We start from the raw sequence: 16,474 nt of genomic DNA on the forward strand, positions 1-16,474 counted from the left end.
ATTTTATTTGCTTTTAAACATTAATACAGTTTTGTGGTGAGGTTGCGAGTCGTTCATTAGCTTAACATAAAGCCAAGAGAAATTTCGAAAAACACCCAGTTTCATGATGAAGAAACCGATTAAGAAAATAATCCCGAATATAATTTGTGTGAGACTTAATGCTAGCGGAATATCAACCATTGGCATAGAGCTCATTAAAACCGTTACACCTTGGTATATTAAAGCGTATAAACCTATTCCTACAAAAAACAGTAAGGGCGGTACAAAAGCTTTTTGAAAAATACTTAGGTTTTGTTGTTTAACGATGTTGTAAGTAATTTGACCAACCGTAATGGCTACAATAAGCGTTAAAAATATCCCGCTGTTCATCTCGGTGCCTTTACCCGTAAGGGTTGCAAAAAGCAAGGCTCCAACTAATCCGTAGATGAGTACAACTATTGCCTGTAGCGGTTTAATGATGATTTTCTCTTTGTTTTCTGGGATGGTTTGTTTTACGCTTTCGCCGGATGAAAGAAATAAATAAGCTTTATAAAAGCCGTGTAAGATAAGGTGAACAACAGCAGCGTTAAAAAATCCTAAGCCGCATTGCATAATCATAAAACCCATTTGTGCAATGGTAGAGCAACCGAGTTTTTGTTTTACGTTGGGCTGTATTAGTTTGGAAAATTGTGCAATAATTGCGGTTAATCCGCCGATTATTAACAGAATGGCAAAGGTGTTTGAAACAAATATTAAAGTAGAGAATAGTGTCAGTAAAATACCGGCGCCGTTTACAAAGCCAGCATGCATTAATGCAGAAGCTGGAGTTGGTGCCGTCATCGCAGAAAGTAGCCATCTGTGAAAAGGGTAAATTGCCGACTGGATAATTGCTGCAACAATAATTAATAAAGCGGCGGTGATTAAGGTAACCTGCGAAAGATTTTGAAGGTTTGCAATAATGCCTTCTAACGTAAATTGATTGGTTTGTATGGCGAGTACGGTGACGCCAGCAGTTAAAAATAAAGTGCCGAGCAAAAAGTATTTTTGGGCAAATTTTTTCGCTTCCCTTGCTTCGCCCCAATGGCTATTTACACCTATCAAATTAGCCATAAAAACACCCATCGCAAACCATGATAATAGCAGCAATGCAACATGGTTACTTGCAATAAATAACATCACCGAAAGGGTAAAACCTAGGCTTAAGCAGATAAACTTTTTCTGATATTTAAAACCCGCTAGATAATAAATGCTGTAAGTGCTTAAGATAGCACTGAAGAATGTTACGGTTGTCCAGATTAATAATGTAAAACCATTGATGCGGATTATATTTCCCCAGTTCCATGTTTGGCTGTTGCTAAAACTGCTAACTAATAAAATTGCGCTTCCTAAAAAAAATAACCATAAAAAGATGTTTATGGCATTTGCAAAACTGGAAACTGCCTGTAGCTTTTCATCAAGTAAACTTGTGGGAGAGCCGTTTAAGGGTGATCCAGAAGAAATAATGCGAGTGTCTGTATTTATTTTCATATCGTTGGATTTTTTTGACTCCGCAAATCTGAAAAAACAAACACATAAATTTTTATTTATGTTTGTTATGCTATGTATAAATATATTTTATGGTTTAGCTTTCGTTAATCCTAAAAAATTACCCTTTGTTTTTAAAGGTTAATGGGAGTAGTCACCGCCAGTGTTAGGAAGAAAGTTAAAGAGAGATTTTTTAACACTAATAGCCATACTTATTTTTCCAAAGCTCTTTTAAATGCGCTCTGGTTTTTTGTTCGGCTGGGTTTGGTTGAGGGTCGTAAAGCTTGGTGCCGCTTAATTTTTCGGGAAGGAATTCCTGCTCGGCAAAGTTGTTTTCAAAGGAATGGGCGTATTTATAGTCTTTGCCGTAATCCATATTCTTCATCATTTTGGTTGGGGCATTACGCAGATGTAAAGGCACTGGTAAATCTCCGGTTTGCTTCACCAAGGCTTGTGCTTTGCCAATCGCTTCATAAGATGCATTGCTTTTTGCAGACGAAGCCATATAAGTAACGGCCTGCGAAAGAATAATCCGAGACTCGGGCCAACCAATTACATTTACCGCTTGAAAACAGTTGTTGGCTAACAAAAGGGCGTTTGGGTTCGCATTCCCGATATCTTCAGAAGCTAAAATTAGCAACCTCCTGGCAATAAACTTAGGGTCTTCGCCACCTTCAATCATCCGGGCCAACCAATAAACCGCCGCATTAGGGTCGCTTCCTCGGATGGATTTGATAAACGCCGAAATAATATCATAATGTTGTTCGCCCGTTTTATCGTAAAGCGCCATGTTCTGTTGTACATTCAGCAAAACAAAATCATTGGTAATTACTACTTTTTTGTCATTGGCTGCATTTACTAAGAGCTCAAAAATATTTAAAAGCTTACGTCCGTCGCCGCCAGATAACCTAACTAATGCTTCGGTTTCTTTCAGTTCTATTTTTTTGTTCTTTAAAACTTCGTCGTTTGTAATCGCATTGTTTAAAAGACTAATCAATTCCTCCTCGTTCAAATTCTGCAATACATAAACTTGGCATCGCGAAAGCAAAGCCGAGATAACTTCAAAAGATGGGTTTTCTGTAGTAGCACCAATTAAAATAACCAAGCCTCGTTCCACCGCTCCTAACAAAGAATCTTGTTGCGATTTTGAAAAACGGTGGATCTCATCAATAAATAGTACGGGCACAATCCCACCTTTTTTATATTGGGCTGCTTTTTCAATCATCTCTCGCACATCTTTAACGCCCGAATTAATGGCACTTAAAGAAAAGAACGGCCTATCTAAGCTTTGTGAAATAATAAAAGCTAAAGTGGTTTTTCCTACTCCCGGCGGGCCCCAGAAAATCATCGATGGAATGTGGTTGTTTTCAATGGCTTTTCGTAAAACAGCACCTTCGCCAACTAAATGTTGTTGCCCCGTGTATTGTGCCAATGAGTTGGGGCGCATACGCTCTGCTAACGGATCTGTTAATGCCATAAATTAAAATTTGATAATTTTTTGAATCGGTTTTTGACTTATTGGCGAATTTGAAGATTTTAATTGATTCAACAAATTGCCATCTGGTTTTTGTAAATAAAGTAGTACCAAATAGTGTTCCCCTTTTTTAAAAGGTGCTGTTGGTTTAAACGCTACATGATTTCCTGTAATGCGATATTTTCCCGGCAAGGGTTTTTCTAGGTCTTGCAAATCTTCATCTGCTGTTTTTCTGTAAACCGAAATACTGTTTTGCCATTGGGTTTGATTTAAGCTATCTAAAGCTAAAATTTTAAGGATAGATGGATCAATGTTTTGGATAAAAATAGAAGAAGAATCGGCACTGAGCGAATTTTGATTTCATTGGCTAACAAATTGCTGCCCGAATTATTGCAAGACATCGATAAAAACAACAAAATTAGTATATTGAGTCTCCACATTTTATAAAATTAGAAAATGAAACTGATTATTGAAATTTTGATTATGGGTGTAGCCGTTCTTTTGGCTGCCTTTTTAATTCCGGGCGTACATGTCGACGGTTTTGGTAGTGCAATATTGGTGGGTATTTTATTAGCCTTAGCCAATGCAACTATTGGCTTTATTTTAAGGATACTTACCTTTCCAATTAATTTTTTAACCTTGGGCCTAATGTCTTTTATCATTAGTGTGTTGATGGTTTTGCTGGTTGATCGCTGGATGGATAGTTTCCATACTTCGGGTTTTTTCTCCGCAATGATTTTTGCTATCGTGTTGGCTATTATTAAAATGCTTTTCAATACCAATAAGGAAGTTAAAGGTTAATTTTCCTCGAAAAATTTTATGTTTTGTAATTAGAGGTTTTGTTTTTTGCGAAAGGAAGTTGCTATTTTTGGGTATGGCGTTTTTAACCACAACGCTCACAAAGAAATACACAAAGAGTGCAGGTTTTTTTAACCACGGAGAACGCGGAGATCACAGAGCTGGAAGGATATAAGATGAGATTTTTGTTTCGTAATGAACAAATAAGAATCATTGCCAATACACTTAGCATTTTAACAGTACTCATAAAGCAGCAAAACATTAAATAATACACATGAAATTCAGCAAACTCAATAATTCCCAAACAAACCACAACATAAGCAAGTCCCTCTCCTTCGGAGAGGGATTTAGGGTGAGGCTCTTTCTTTTTTTCTTTTTTTTATGCTCCTCCTCGGCTTTCGCCCAATGGGGACAAGAAACCTATTGGTCTTTAGATGGCAATAAGATTATGGCGGTAGAAAGCGGAAACATTGTAGAACGCAATGCGATAGATCCTTCAAAAACCTCCGTTATAGTTGCTAAAGAAGATCTAATTGGTGCCGACGGGAAAAACCTAAACGTAGTAAGGTTCGCTTTTGCAAACGGAAACCAAAAAGTGCTGTTAAATTCCAATACAAAAAAGGTTTGGCGTTATGATACTCGTGGAGATTTTTGGGTTTATAATCTTAAAGATCATAGCTTAAAGCAGATTGGTAAAGATAAACCCGAGTCGTCGTTAATGTTTGCTAAATTTTCTCCGGATGCTACAAAAGTTGCTTACGTAAGCGGACACAATATTTACGTGGAAGATTTGAATTCTGGCGGAACAAAGGCGCTGACTACAGATGGAACTTTACGTTTGATCAATGGAACTTTTGATTGGGTTTATGAAGAAGAGTTTGATTGTAGAGATGGTTTTAGATGGTCGCCAGATAGTAAATCTATTGCCTATTGGCAGATTGATGCCCGCAAAATCAAAAACTATTTGATGATTAATAACACAGATTCTCTGTACCCCTTTACCGTACCTGTAGAATATCCGGTTGTGGGCGAAGACCCAAGTGCCTGCAAAGTAGGCGTAGTAGCTATTGCAACCGCAAAAACACAGTGGATGAACGTACCGGGTGATGCGGTTCAACATTATATTCCACGTATGGAATGGGCGAACAGTTCTAAAGCTCTAATTATCCAACAGTTAAATCGCAGACAAAACATCAGTAAAATTATAATGCTGAACGTAGCTGATAATGCTTCGAAAACCATTTATACCGAAATAGAAAAAGCCTGGGTAGATGTTAAGGCAGAAGCAACCGGTTGGAATTGGATAGAAAAAGGGAACAAGTTTGTTTGGTTAAGCGAAAAGAGTGGTTGGCGACATATTTACACCATTGATTTAAACGGGAAGCAGACTTTACTTACACCAGATAATTTTGATGTAATTTCTCTGAATTTGATCGACGAAAAAAACGGCTTAATTTATTTTATGGCGTCGCCAGATAATGCTACTCAAAGTTACCTGTATAAAGTGAGTATTGCAGGAGGTAAAGCCATCCGCGTTACACCATCAAACGAAAGTGGAACACATGATTATGATATCTCACCAAATGGAAAACTGGCATTTCATAATTATTCCAACGCTACAATGCCAACCTCTCAGAATGTTGTGGCATTACCAACGCATAAATGGATAAGTGGAGATAAACTTGGGCAACAGACTAAAAATGCTAACGTTCCAAACGTGGAGTTTTTTAAGGTGAAAACGCAGGACGGAATTGAGATGGACGGTTGGATGGTGAAGCCAAAAAACTTTGATGCAACAAAAAAGTATCCCGTGGTTTTTTATGTTTACGGCGAACCAGCAAGTCAAACCGTGGCTGATCGTTTCGGAATAAGTTTTAATAGACTTTATGCAGGTAATATGGCAGATGATGGTTATATATATATATCTGTTGAAGGTCGTGGTGCTCCAACCCCAAAAGGCAGGGAATGGCGCAAATCAATTTATCATAGAATTGGAGATATCAACATCCGTGACCAAGCCTTGGCGGCTAAAGAAATTTTAAAATGGGATTTTGTAGATGCTGAAAGAATTGCAGTTTGGGGTTGGAGTGGGGGAGGTTCGTCGACACTAAATTTGATGATGCAATATCCGGAGATTTATAAAACAGGAATTTCTATTGCAGCAGTAGATAACCAATTGAATTACGACAATGTTTACCAAGAGCGTTATATGGGTTTATTACCCGAAGACCGACACTATTTTGTAGATAATTCACCTTTGGCCCACGCTAAAAGTTTGCAGGGAAATCTTTTATTAATACATGGAACTGGCGATGACAATGTGCATTATAACAATGCCGAACAGATGATTAACGAGCTGATCAAACACGGAAAAGTTTTTCAGATGATGAGCTATCCAAATCGTACCCATAGTATCAGAGAAGGAGCCGGTACCAGCCGCCACTTAGCGCTAACCTATACCAAGTTTTTACAGGAAAACTGCCCGCCAGGTGGCAGATAATGGGGCGATTTGCTTTTAACATTATACTTAATAAATAATTACGAAACGTTAGTGATAACGTGTTAAAGCACACAATCTATTTCTGAATACCAATAAATAAAAACCTGATTTACCTATTTTTCTGTAAATTACGTTTCCTAAGAGTAAATTGTGATGCGTAAATATTCTGTTTTTTTAAAGGCCCTATGCCTTGTTTTTTGCATTTTACCATTTCAATCTATTGCGCAAAATCTGCAAGATTCGGTTTTAAAGCTGATTGCATCACCAAATAAGAAAGCTACAGAATTAACAGATACCAGTTTTAACGGACTTTTAAAACGGGTAGATTTTTACGCAGAAAAATTCAATGATTTTAGCAACCAATTAAATAAAGGTTTTGATACCGTAGAAGTTGCAGAGCTACTACCAAGCATTGAAGCCCGCTTAAAGGACTCTAAAGTTTATTCCTTGAGTGATAGGTTGTTGACATTAAGGTCTTTGTCTACCTTTCAGGATTATTTTGCAACCTCGCAAAAGCAGCTAAATAATTGGGATCAGCAACTTACATCCTACAATAATAAGCTCACAAAAATGCAGGAAACCATCTGCGGTTTAACTACAGATACGGTTTTTAAATTTTTGCCGGCAGATTCGGCTTTGCGAGATCGTTTTTTTTCAAGATTAAACGCATTGGGTCCAAAGTGGCATCGTTTGGATTCGGCAAGCAACCTCGCAATCTTAAAAATAGGACTGTTGCAAAGCCGTGTTTCGGCATCGCAGTTAGAGTTGATTGATTTTAATGAGCAGATTAACGAAGGTTTAAAAAAGCTAAGTTCCAAAACATTCGAAAAAGAATATCCCTATTTGTGGGATATAAATTTCAATAATTTTTTTACGGAGCTTAAAGTCGGCTTAAGCAAAACAATCGGCTTTAATCTAAAAATTCTGTGGTATTATCTAAAGTACAGTTACAAAGTTCACATCATTAACCTTGCGCTTTTTTTGCTACTGTATGTCTGGCTCTCTAAAAGCAGGAATGCTATTTTAGCGAAAAGAGAGGATGCAGTAAGTGTGCTCGATCATGCATTGCTAACCTCCAAATACCCGGTACTTGGCGCATTAACGGTCACGCTTACCTTAGGTTCATTTTTTTACTATCATCCGCCAATTATTTTAAGTCAACTCTATTTAATTGCTTTAATGTTGTGCGTTGCCGTTTTAATTAAGCAGGCTTATGCATCTTATTTTTATATCTGGCTGGCATTTATTGGTTTTGCATTAATTTTCTGCATCAGTAACTTGTTTTTTGAGGTTTTTCCAGCTGAGCGTTTGCTCTTCTTTTTAATAAGTAGTTTGTTGTTGCTGTTTTCTCGGTGGATACATAAAAACAGGAAACCTGCTTTTTTTGATGAAAGTAAATCTACACGCAATTATCTAATTTATATCTATTTTGCGTTTTTGGCTGTAGGAATTATTGCCAACCTTTTCGGGCGTTACAGCCTGTCTAAAACCACCACAATAGCGGCAACTTTTACTTTAGTAGAAGCTGTTTGCCTAATACTTTTTGTGCAAATTATTACAGAAGGAATTTATTTGCAGATGGAACTGGGAAAAATTGAGGTCAATAGAATTTCATCCTACCTGGATTTTAAAAACCTTAAAAACAAAATCGGTAAACTTTTAAAAGTGCTAGCGGTAGTTTTATTACTGATTTTCTTTGCTCAAAACCTAAATATTTTTGATGAAATATTTGAGCGTTCAAAAGAGTTTTTTATGCAACAGCGTGAAATTGGGAGTACAAAATTCACTTTCGGTGGTTTCTCGCTTTTTATCATTATCATTTACTTGGCCACTGTTATTGCGCAAATAGTTAGTTACTTTTTAGAATTTGCCGATCAGCATGCGCCAGCTACCTCCCGAAAAGGAAAGTATAGCTCCACTATTTTATTGGTGCGATTAGCAATATGGGTTGTAGGTTTTGTAATTGCCATTGCAGCCTCGGGCGTTCCAATAGATAAGTTAACAATTATTTTAGGTGCCTTGGGCGTAGGTATAGGTTTTGGTTTGCAAAGCTTGGTAAACAACGTGGTGTCGGGTATTGTTATGGTTTTTGAAAAACCCATACAAGTTGGTGATTTGATTGAGGTTGGCGATAAAACAGGAACGGTGACCTCTATGGGGATTAGAGCCAGTAAAATTTTAACATTTGAAGGCTCCGAAGTTATTGTGCCAAACGGCGATTTACTATCGCAGAATTTGATTAACTGGACTTTGAGTAATACGCATAAACGTATTTCGTTAGAGGTTGGCGTGGGTTATGGGACAGATATTGAAAAGGTTAAAGATATATTTAAACGCATTCTAATAGCAAATAAAGAGGTAATGGAAACGCCGGCTCCACTCATTTTGTTGGATAAGTTTGGCGATAGTTCTGTTAATTTTAAAGTGCTCTGCTGGATAAGAGACATTGATAATTGGTCGCTGATCAGAAGTGTTTTAATGAGCAGTGTTTTTGAAGAGTTTTATAAAATCGGCATTGAAATTCCTTTCCCAAAACGCGATGTGAATCTGTATATTAAAGAAAATGCTGTGGCAGATAATAAAACAGCGCCAGACGAACCGTTGGAATAAATTTGATGGAGCGTTGAATGGGGTTGATTTAAGCTTTAGATTATTGTTCTGGAAAGTTTTTTAGCGTGTTTTCTAGCTTTTTAATGTATTCATTTGGGCGTTCGGGCGGGCTTTTCTTTACAATCTTTTTGCGCTGTTCTTCGTCCGATAGCTATCGGACTCCGTTCAGAAGCGCAAAAAGGATTTTCACTGCAATCCCTAACGCTAAATACTGCTAAATTCAAGAAATCATCTTTATAAAGATAGTTTGCTTATAATCAAATTGTTGAATTTGTTTTGAAAAGCAATTGTGACCAAAGTTTAGTTTTTTTCCACAATAGTTCTTACCGCCATTTCCGCTTCTTTAACTACCAGTTCTACATCTTTCCCAGCTGGCTCAATCGGAGTTAATACGGTGAATTTAATGGGTACAAAAGCATGTAGCCAAAGTGTTCCGTTTTTTACAACTTTATAAGAATTTTCTATCGCAACGGGAACAATTAGCGCATTCGGAGCTTTTTTCAAAATGGTAGCAATTCCACCTAGCTGGAAATCTTTCATTTTCCCATCTTTTGAACGGGTACCTTCCGGAAAAATCACGGTCGACCAATTGTTGTTTTTCATTCGCTCTCCAAGCTTCATGATTTCACCTAAAGACTGTTTGCGATCCTTGCGGTCGATGTTTGCACCACCTCCATATTTTAAATTGAAGGAAATAGAAGGGATGTTTTTGGTGAGCTCTATCTTGGAAATAAATTTAGCGTGGTATTTCCGTAAAAACCAAATCATCGGCGGAATATCATACATACTTTGATGATTTGCCGTGAAAATGATCGGTCTATCTGTTGGTAGGTTTTGATGGTTGATAAACCTTATGCTGCCACCTAAAACGTAATAAGCGCTCGTTAAGAAAAAGTTCATGATATCTACCACCGACTTATGCGCTTTATAACCACCTAGTTTATAGCTCAACCATTGTATGGGTTGAAAAACAACCAAGATCAAAAAGAAGGCAAAATGGTGTAAGGGGCTTAAAATAAAACCGAAAAATCTCCTCATTCAGCAAATATAAATTTTAAAATCCTTCGCGTAATAATTTAACCCTCAAAATGCCGGCAACCGTTAAAGAATCCGTGATTTTGCCAGTTATTACCATTTGATAAACCTCTTCAAAGGGGAGTTTTTTTACTTCTAATTGTTCGGTTTCTTCTGGTTGGGCTGCAAATTGTTCAAACTCCTTGGCTAAATATAAAATCCCTAATTCATCGCTCACCGAGTTTGACAGGTGCATTCGCAATACTTCATCCCATTCTTTCGCAACCAAACCTGTTTCCTCCAAAAGTTCTCGTTTGGCAGAATCTAAAGGGCTTTCAGCTAGCGGACCACCACCTTCTGGCAGTTCCCAGCTGTACTGTTTCAGCGGAAAGCGATATTGACCGACCATAAAAATTTGATCGTCGGTATCAATTGCAATAATGCCAATCGCAAAGTTTTTAAAATGGATTTCTCCATAAATCCCTTTTCCGCCAGAAGGATTGATTACCTGATGCTCTGTTACGCCAATCCAAGGATTATCGTAAATCTTTTCGCTGCTTAGCGTTTGCCAAGGGTTAATATCGCTCATTAAAGTTGGGGTTAATTACCTCCGATAATTACTGGGTTTTTTCCGCTTCCCATAATCATCACTTTGGTATTTGGCGATTTTGCAAGCTCTAATTGTGCCTTAATACTTTCGTACTGCAATTGTTTATCGGATAAACCAGAAGATATGATCCTTTGATAATCAGAAATACCCTGCGCTTCTACTCGTTTACGCTCGGCTTCTTGCCTTTCTTTTTGAAGCACAAAAGTCATTTTTTGAGCATCCTGTTCTGCATTAATTTTAGATTCGATACTCGCTTTTACAGACGCTGGCAAAGTGATGTTTCTAACTAATAATTGTTGTAATGTTAAACCTCTTTTTTCAAAGCTCTTTTTGATGCCTTTAGAAATTGCAGTCTGAAATTCTTCCCGTTTAGACGAATAGAGCGCTACAGCATCGTAAGAAACTGCATTATCTCTGATGATTGTACTTGAAACTGGGCGAACTATTTTGTCTAAATAGTCGGTTCCAATTTCTTTTAATATCCTAGGCGCATCTGCGCTATTTACACTAAAAAGTACCGATAAATCCATTACCACCTCTAATCCATCTGCCGTTAAAACTCTTATGGCATCGTCTCCTTGCACCGCACCTTCCGTTTGGGCAGAAGCCATGGTGTAATTTTGCGTTTTAACATCAAAAGGGATAACTTCTGCCAAGGGGTTTACAAAGTTTAACCCACTATACAAAACGTTATCATCCACTTTTCCAAAAAGAGTTTTTACACCAACGTCTCCAGCTTCAATTGTTTTAAAACAAGACGTAAATACACCTAATAAAATAACGATTGGAGCTATTACATAGAGTACTTTTGATGTTTGTACTGACTGACTATTGGGTTGCCTTGACAAAACAAAAGCTGCCAGAAAAGCAAAAATTCCTACTACAATTAAAATCATATTTTATTTATTAAGCTTTGTTTTCTTTTTAGAACTAGCCTTAAGGTTATCTTCAGCTTTCTGTCTCATTTCTTCTCGCACAAATTTAATGTGTTTGATTTTGTAATACACACTTAGGCCAAATGCAGCTGCGCATACAAGTGGGATAAAATAATAATTGCCGGCTTTGTACCCATAGTAACCAATAGCTACGGATGCAATGATCATAACGTTAAGAATAACGCTAAAAATGATGTGTTTCACCATTATTAATAAACTTGCATATCATTGTCAAATTCAGCAGCCCAAGCCATAATGCCACCCTTTAAGTTGTACACATTGGTGTAACCTAGGTTTTGCTCTAATTGCGCACAAGCATTTGCGCTTCTTGCACCGCTTCTGCACTGCATAACTACCGGAATATCTTTTCTAATTTTATCAGCTTCAATCACTACACCCGCTAAAGGAATATTTTCTCCTTCAATGTTAGACATTTCGTACTCAAAAGGCTCACGAACATCAATCAACTGAAATTCTTTGCCTTCTTCTTTCCACTGTTTTAGTTCTGTTACACTTAATTCTTTCATGTTTTCTACTGTTAATATGTTTTCAAATTTAGGAAAATTATTGTGGGATGTTGGGGGTAGTAGTTCAACTGACTGTCAGAAATGGTCCGGGCTCTCGTTATCTCTGATACAAGACTTGGTTGCATGTTGTTTTGAGGATAATCTTCATGTATGATTATTGAACGTTTTTACGCTAATAATTAACGGACTGAACGGTCACCAATAACAATCTACTTCGTTTGCGCACTCACTACTTTAGGTCCTCCGATGGTTTTGTACACGCCTTCTCCATTTAGTACTTTCGCCATTAAACTGCCGTTTTCAAGTAATTCAACGGCCTTTTTCAGTTCTGTATCATATTGAAAACTATTGATAGTTCTACCTTTCTCAAAGTAGTAGCGTTGTGCAATTTCACTTTCTAAAACTTGTTTGATTTCTGCTTTATAAGTAACCAAATCAGCTTCTTTGCTCGTTGCTATTTTTTGTTTTAAATTCTCGAAATCGCCTTTTATTGCACCCCATTTTTTTTCATCTTCTGCATCATCTTTTAGTTCTGATAAAGATTTTTCTGTGGCTGTTTGATAATTGTAATCTTTACCCTCCAAAAAGGTCACAAAGTTTTGATATTCAGCATCGCTCAATACAAATTTTTCTGCCGAAGCAATGTTTGGGTGCTTATTGAAAAATGCTGTTGCATAGTCGAAAATTAAATATTTACTCACCAAAACTTGGGTAATTTGATGAAATTCAGCAGGTTTAATGTTGAAATCGGGGTAAATCCCACTTCCGTTATAAACAGATCTTCCTCCTTTTGTTTTAAAAACAGATAATAAAGAATCTGGCAGTTTATCTACCGATCCATCATCGTGGCGGTGCGTGTAATCTAAAGATTGGATACATCTGCCGGAAGGCGTATAATATTTGGCAACCGTAATTTTAACCAAGCTATTATAAGGCAAATTAAACGTTTGTTGCACCAAACCTTTTCCAAAACTACGTTGACCAACAACTACCGCTCGGTCTAAATCCTGTAAAGAACCCGCTACAATTTCTGATGCCGAAGCCGAACGGTTGTTAACTAAAACCACAATAGGTAAATCTGCAGCAATTGGGTTATTGTAGGTTTTATAACTGATGGTTTTTTCTGGGTTCTTGCCTTTTTGCACCACAATTTCCACATCACGGTTTACAAAAAGATTCACAATTTTAACCGCTTCCTGCAAAATACCACCACCGTTATAACGTAAATCTAAAATTAAGCCTTTCGGGTTGTTTTTCTGAATCTCCACTAAAGCATCCTTAACTTCCTGACCAGCATTTTCTAAAAATTTATCCAGCTTAATATAGCCAATACCGTTATCAAGCATGGTATGGTAACTTACATTCGGCTGATTAATTTCTGCTCTATTAATCTGTTTTTCGATGTTTTTGCCGTCTCTCGAAATAATTATTTTAATAGGAGTTTCTTTCGGACCTTTTAATAGCTGACTAATTTGATCGTTGGTTTTACCGGCAATTTTCTCATTGTCGATGCTAATTACTTCGTCTCCAGCTCTGATGTCTGCTTTTTGCGCCGGATAACCTTCAAACGGAGCGGAAATAAAAACCCGACCATCCCGATGAATTACACCAGCACCAATACCGCCATATTGTGTACTCACGTATTTCATTTTATAATCTTCAATCTCAGATTCTGGCACAAACTCGGTATAAGGATCTAAGTTTTCCAACATGGCGTCAATTCCCGTACGCATTAATTTAGAGGTGTTTACCTCATCTACATAGCTGATGTTTAGTTCTTTATATACGGAAGCAAAAATGTCTAAGTTTTTAGAAATCTGGAAAAGATCTTCCTTAAAAGAGAAGCTGATGCTGGCGATGAGCAGTAAGCCTAAAGAAATTGAAATATATTTTTTCATAAAATATTAACCGAAGAATTAGTTTAAATGTACAAATTAAGTTTTAACAGACTACTTGATATTTGCTTTAACATCATCGAAAAACTAACTCCGCAGAAAGCTGTGAAAATAACTATGGTTAAAAAACGAGTATTATAAGTCAAATTTTATACCCTGCGCCAAAGGTAATGCTGTAGAATAATTAATGGTATTTGTTTGTCTTCTCATGTAAGCTTTCCAAGCATCAGAACCCGACTCTCTGCCACCTCCAGTTTCTTTTTCGCCCCCAAAAGCACCGCCAATTTCTGCTCCAGATGTGCCAATGTTAACATTAGCTATCCCACAATCAGAACCATTAACAGATAAAAAATGTTCTGCCTCACGCATATTGGTTGTCATAATTGCGGATGATAAACCTTGCGGAACAGCATTCTGCATCTCAATAGCTTCGTCCAGCGTTTTATACTTCATCAAATAAAGAATAGGGGCAAAAGTTTCATGCTGTACAATCTCCATTTCGTTTTTTGCTTCAGCAATGCAAGGTTTTACGTAACATCCCGATTTAAAATCTTCACCTTCTAAAACGCCACCTTCCACAATAAAGTTTCCACCTTGTAATTTACATTGGTCAATAGCATCTAAATAATTCTTTACCGCAGTTTTATCTATCAAAGGTCCAACATGGTTTACTGTATCTAAGGGGTTTCCAATTTTTAACTGAGCATAAGCTTTAACCAGTTTCGCTTTGAAAACGTTGTAAATGCTTTCATGGATAATTAACCGGCGGGTAGAAGTGCAACGTTGACCAGCAGTGCCCACCGCTCCAAACACAGCACCAATTAAAGTCATGTCTAAATCAGCATTTTCTGTAATAATGATGGCGTTGTTGCCACCTAATTCTAAAATATGTTTTCCTAATCTTGCACCAACATTGGTAGCCACAGATTTACCCATTTTGGTAGAACCAGTTGCAGAAAGTAAAGCAATATTAGGGTCTTTCGCCATTAACTCACCAATATTTTTATCGCCCAAAACCAAACATGAAATTCCTTCGGGTAAATTATTCGCTTTTAAAACCTTTGCCATGATTTTTTGGCAGGCAATAGCGGTTAAAGGTGTTTTTTCTGAGGGTTTCCAAATACTAACATTTCCACAAACCCAGGCTAATGCGGCATTCCAGCTCCAAACCGCAACCGGGAAGTTAAAAGCCGAAATAATTCCTACAACACCCAAGGGATGCCATTGCTCGTACATGCGATGCTGAGGGCGCTCAGAATGCATCGTTAAGCCATACAACTGACGAGATAAACCAACTGCAAAATCACAGATATCGATCATTTCCTGCACTTCGCCCCAGCCTTCTTGCAAACTTTTCCCCATTTCATAAGAAACCAGTTTCCCTAAATCTTCTTTATGGTTTCTTAATTCTTGACCTAACTGGCGTACTATTTCACCGCGTTGTGGTGCGGGTACGTTTTTCCATGTTGAAAAAGCCTCTTTTGATTTTTGTACTACGGCATCATAATCATCGGCTGTAGCCATATCTACTTCAGCAATTAGATTGCCGTTGACCGGAGAAATTATAGCCTGTAGATTTTTTTCAGCACCAAACCAGTTTTCTCCAGTGCTTGTTGCTTTATTTTGAGCTAAGAGCCCTAGCTTCTTAAGCGTAACGTTTATTGAGTTTTCCATAATTAATCAAAATAATCCCACCACAGTGCCGAATATATACATTGTAGTGTTTAATTGGTATATTTACAAATAGAATGTCTTTTAATAATGGCTTTTTTCGAAAATAATTTAAAACTAATTAATTGCAGTTAAATTTAATTTCCATCAATGCTACATCCAAGTTTTAAGGTGCACTTACCGAAAGTTATTGAGCTATTAAAGGCACATAAGGTGAAAAATGCATGTGTCTTTGGCTCAGTTTTAACTGCAGATTTTGGAAAAGAAAGCGACGTAGATTTTATAGTTAATTTGGAGGAAGGTGTAGAGCCTGTAGAAGCGGGTATACACCTCTGGGATTTATACGATGGACTAAGAGACTTGTTGAACAGAGAAGTTGATATTCTTACCGAGCGGTCGCTAAAAAACCCTTATTTCATCCAGGAAGTTAATAATAGTAAGTTGCCTATTTATGGATATTAGGGAACTTAAGTTGCTTAAGGATATATTAGACTGTGTTGATCGGATAGAAGATTATATAGGTGATAAAAAAACTTATGAAGCTTATGTAAGTAATCCCCTCTTGCAAGATGCAGTTGAACGAATATCACCATAGGTGAGGCTATGAGCGCTTTGCTGAAGATTAATTCATCAATTGATATTACTAACGCAAGAAGAATTGTAGATGCAAGAAATAAGCTTACGCATGGTTACGATGAAATCGAAATTGTGCAAATCTGGAGTATAATTATTAGGCACTTGCCCATTTTAAGAATCGAAGTGAGCGTTATCCTTGACAACCCATAAGTTTCAAAAGCTATATTTTCAAAAAATATTTTTGTTTGAATATTAATTTCTAGAACTCAACCTTTTATAAGTTGGCTGTCTAATTGTTAGTAAATATCTCATCATAAATTGTTATATTAATAATAATTTCAAGATTATTAGCAGAAAGAAG

The 16,474-nt window shown here is 37.1% G+C and carries 14 protein-coding genes; 5 read left to right on the forward strand and 9 right to left on the reverse strand.

Going from position 1 to position 16,474, the window contains the following annotated elements:
- Window positions 1–3: 3 nt before the first annotated feature.
- The gene (locus B176_RS0102460) at window positions 4–1,506 is read right to left on the reverse strand and encodes a proton-conducting transporter transmembrane domain-containing protein (RefSeq protein ID WP_017257188.1); all 1,503 of its coding nucleotides are present in this window, start codon (window positions 1,504–1,506) and stop codon (window positions 4–6) included.
- 196 nt (window positions 1,507–1,702) lie between these two features.
- A complete protein-coding gene (locus tag B176_RS0102465) occupies window positions 1,703–2,980 on the reverse strand; it encodes a replication-associated recombination protein A (protein ID WP_017257189.1) in 1,278 nt (425 codons plus the stop codon).
- Window positions 2,981–3,433: 453 nt separating this feature from the next.
- Here B176_RS0102465 and B176_RS0102475 point away from each other — a divergent pair, with 453 nt between their 5' ends.
- From B176_RS0102475 to B176_RS0102490, 3 genes are all read left to right on the forward strand, one after another.
- Window positions 3,434–3,778: a phage holin family protein gene (locus B176_RS0102475; RefSeq protein ID WP_017257191.1), complete on the forward strand. Its 345-nt coding sequence runs from the start codon at window positions 3,434–3,436 to the stop codon at window positions 3,776–3,778.
- Between the two features lie 445 nt (window positions 3,779–4,223).
- On the forward strand, window positions 4,224–6,275 hold the full coding sequence (locus B176_RS0102485; RefSeq protein WP_017257193.1) for a S9 family peptidase: 2,052 nt from the start codon (window positions 4,224–4,226) through the stop codon (window positions 6,273–6,275).
- 153 nt (window positions 6,276–6,428) lie between these two features.
- Window positions 6,429–8,885, forward strand: coding sequence for a mechanosensitive ion channel family protein (locus B176_RS0102490; RefSeq protein WP_017257194.1), 2,457 nt, complete (start codon window positions 6,429–6,431; stop codon window positions 8,883–8,885).
- Window positions 8,886–9,185: 300 nt separating this feature from the next.
- On the opposite strand, the gene B176_RS0102495 is transcribed toward B176_RS0102490, so the two are convergent.
- The 7 genes from B176_RS0102495 to amaB all read right to left on the reverse strand — a co-directional run bounded on the left by B176_RS0102495 (window position 9,186) and on the right by amaB (window position 15,540).
- On the reverse strand, window positions 9,186–9,923 hold the full coding sequence (locus B176_RS0102495; protein WP_017257195.1) for a lysophospholipid acyltransferase family protein: 738 nt from the start codon (window positions 9,921–9,923) through the stop codon (window positions 9,186–9,188).
- 16 nt (window positions 9,924–9,939) lie between these two features.
- Window positions 9,940–10,488: an NUDIX domain-containing protein gene (locus B176_RS0102500; RefSeq protein WP_017257196.1), complete on the reverse strand. Its 549-nt coding sequence runs from the start codon at window positions 10,486–10,488 to the stop codon at window positions 9,940–9,942.
- An 11-nt stretch (window positions 10,489–10,499) separates the two neighbouring features.
- On the reverse strand, window positions 10,500–11,405 hold the full coding sequence (locus tag B176_RS0102505) for a prohibitin family protein (RefSeq protein ID WP_017257197.1): 906 nt from the start codon (window positions 11,403–11,405) through the stop codon (window positions 10,500–10,502).
- A 3-nt stretch (window positions 11,406–11,408) separates the two neighbouring features.
- Window positions 11,409–11,651 carry a DUF6358 family protein gene (locus B176_RS0102510; RefSeq protein ID WP_017257198.1) on the reverse strand — a complete coding sequence of 81 codons (243 nt, stop codon included), beginning with the start codon at window positions 11,649–11,651 and terminating at the stop codon, window positions 11,409–11,411.
- 2 nt (window positions 11,652–11,653) lie between these two features.
- Window positions 11,654–11,971 carry a rhodanese-like domain-containing protein gene (locus tag B176_RS0102515; protein ID WP_017257199.1) on the reverse strand — a complete coding sequence of 106 codons (318 nt, stop codon included), beginning with the start codon at window positions 11,969–11,971 and terminating at the stop codon, window positions 11,654–11,656.
- 209 nt (window positions 11,972–12,180) lie between these two features.
- Entirely contained in the window at window positions 12,181–13,869 is a 1,689-nt protein-coding gene (locus B176_RS0102520) for a S41 family peptidase (RefSeq protein WP_017257200.1), read from the reverse strand.
- A 132-nt stretch (window positions 13,870–14,001) separates the two neighbouring features.
- Window positions 14,002–15,540, reverse strand: coding sequence for an L-piperidine-6-carboxylate dehydrogenase (amaB, locus tag B176_RS0102530; RefSeq protein ID WP_017257202.1), 1,539 nt, complete (start codon window positions 15,538–15,540; stop codon window positions 14,002–14,004).
- 147 nt (window positions 15,541–15,687) lie between these two features.
- Here amaB and B176_RS0102535 point away from each other — a divergent pair, with 147 nt between their 5' ends.
- Both B176_RS0102535 and B176_RS20085 read left to right on the forward strand, forming a co-directional pair.
- The gene (locus B176_RS0102535) at window positions 15,688–15,999 is read left to right on the forward strand and encodes a nucleotidyltransferase family protein (protein ID WP_017257203.1); all 312 of its coding nucleotides are present in this window, start codon (window positions 15,688–15,690) and stop codon (window positions 15,997–15,999) included.
- 141 nt (window positions 16,000–16,140) lie between these two features.
- The gene (locus tag B176_RS20085; protein ID WP_051129990.1) at window positions 16,141–16,323 is read left to right on the forward strand and encodes a HepT-like ribonuclease domain-containing protein; all 183 of its coding nucleotides are present in this window, start codon (window positions 16,141–16,143) and stop codon (window positions 16,321–16,323) included.
- Window positions 16,324–16,474: the final 151 nt, after the last annotated feature.

This window comes from Pedobacter arcticus A12 (assembly GCF_000302595.1).
Lineage (GTDB): Bacteria > Bacteroidota > Bacteroidia > Sphingobacteriales > Sphingobacteriaceae > Pseudopedobacter > Pseudopedobacter arcticus.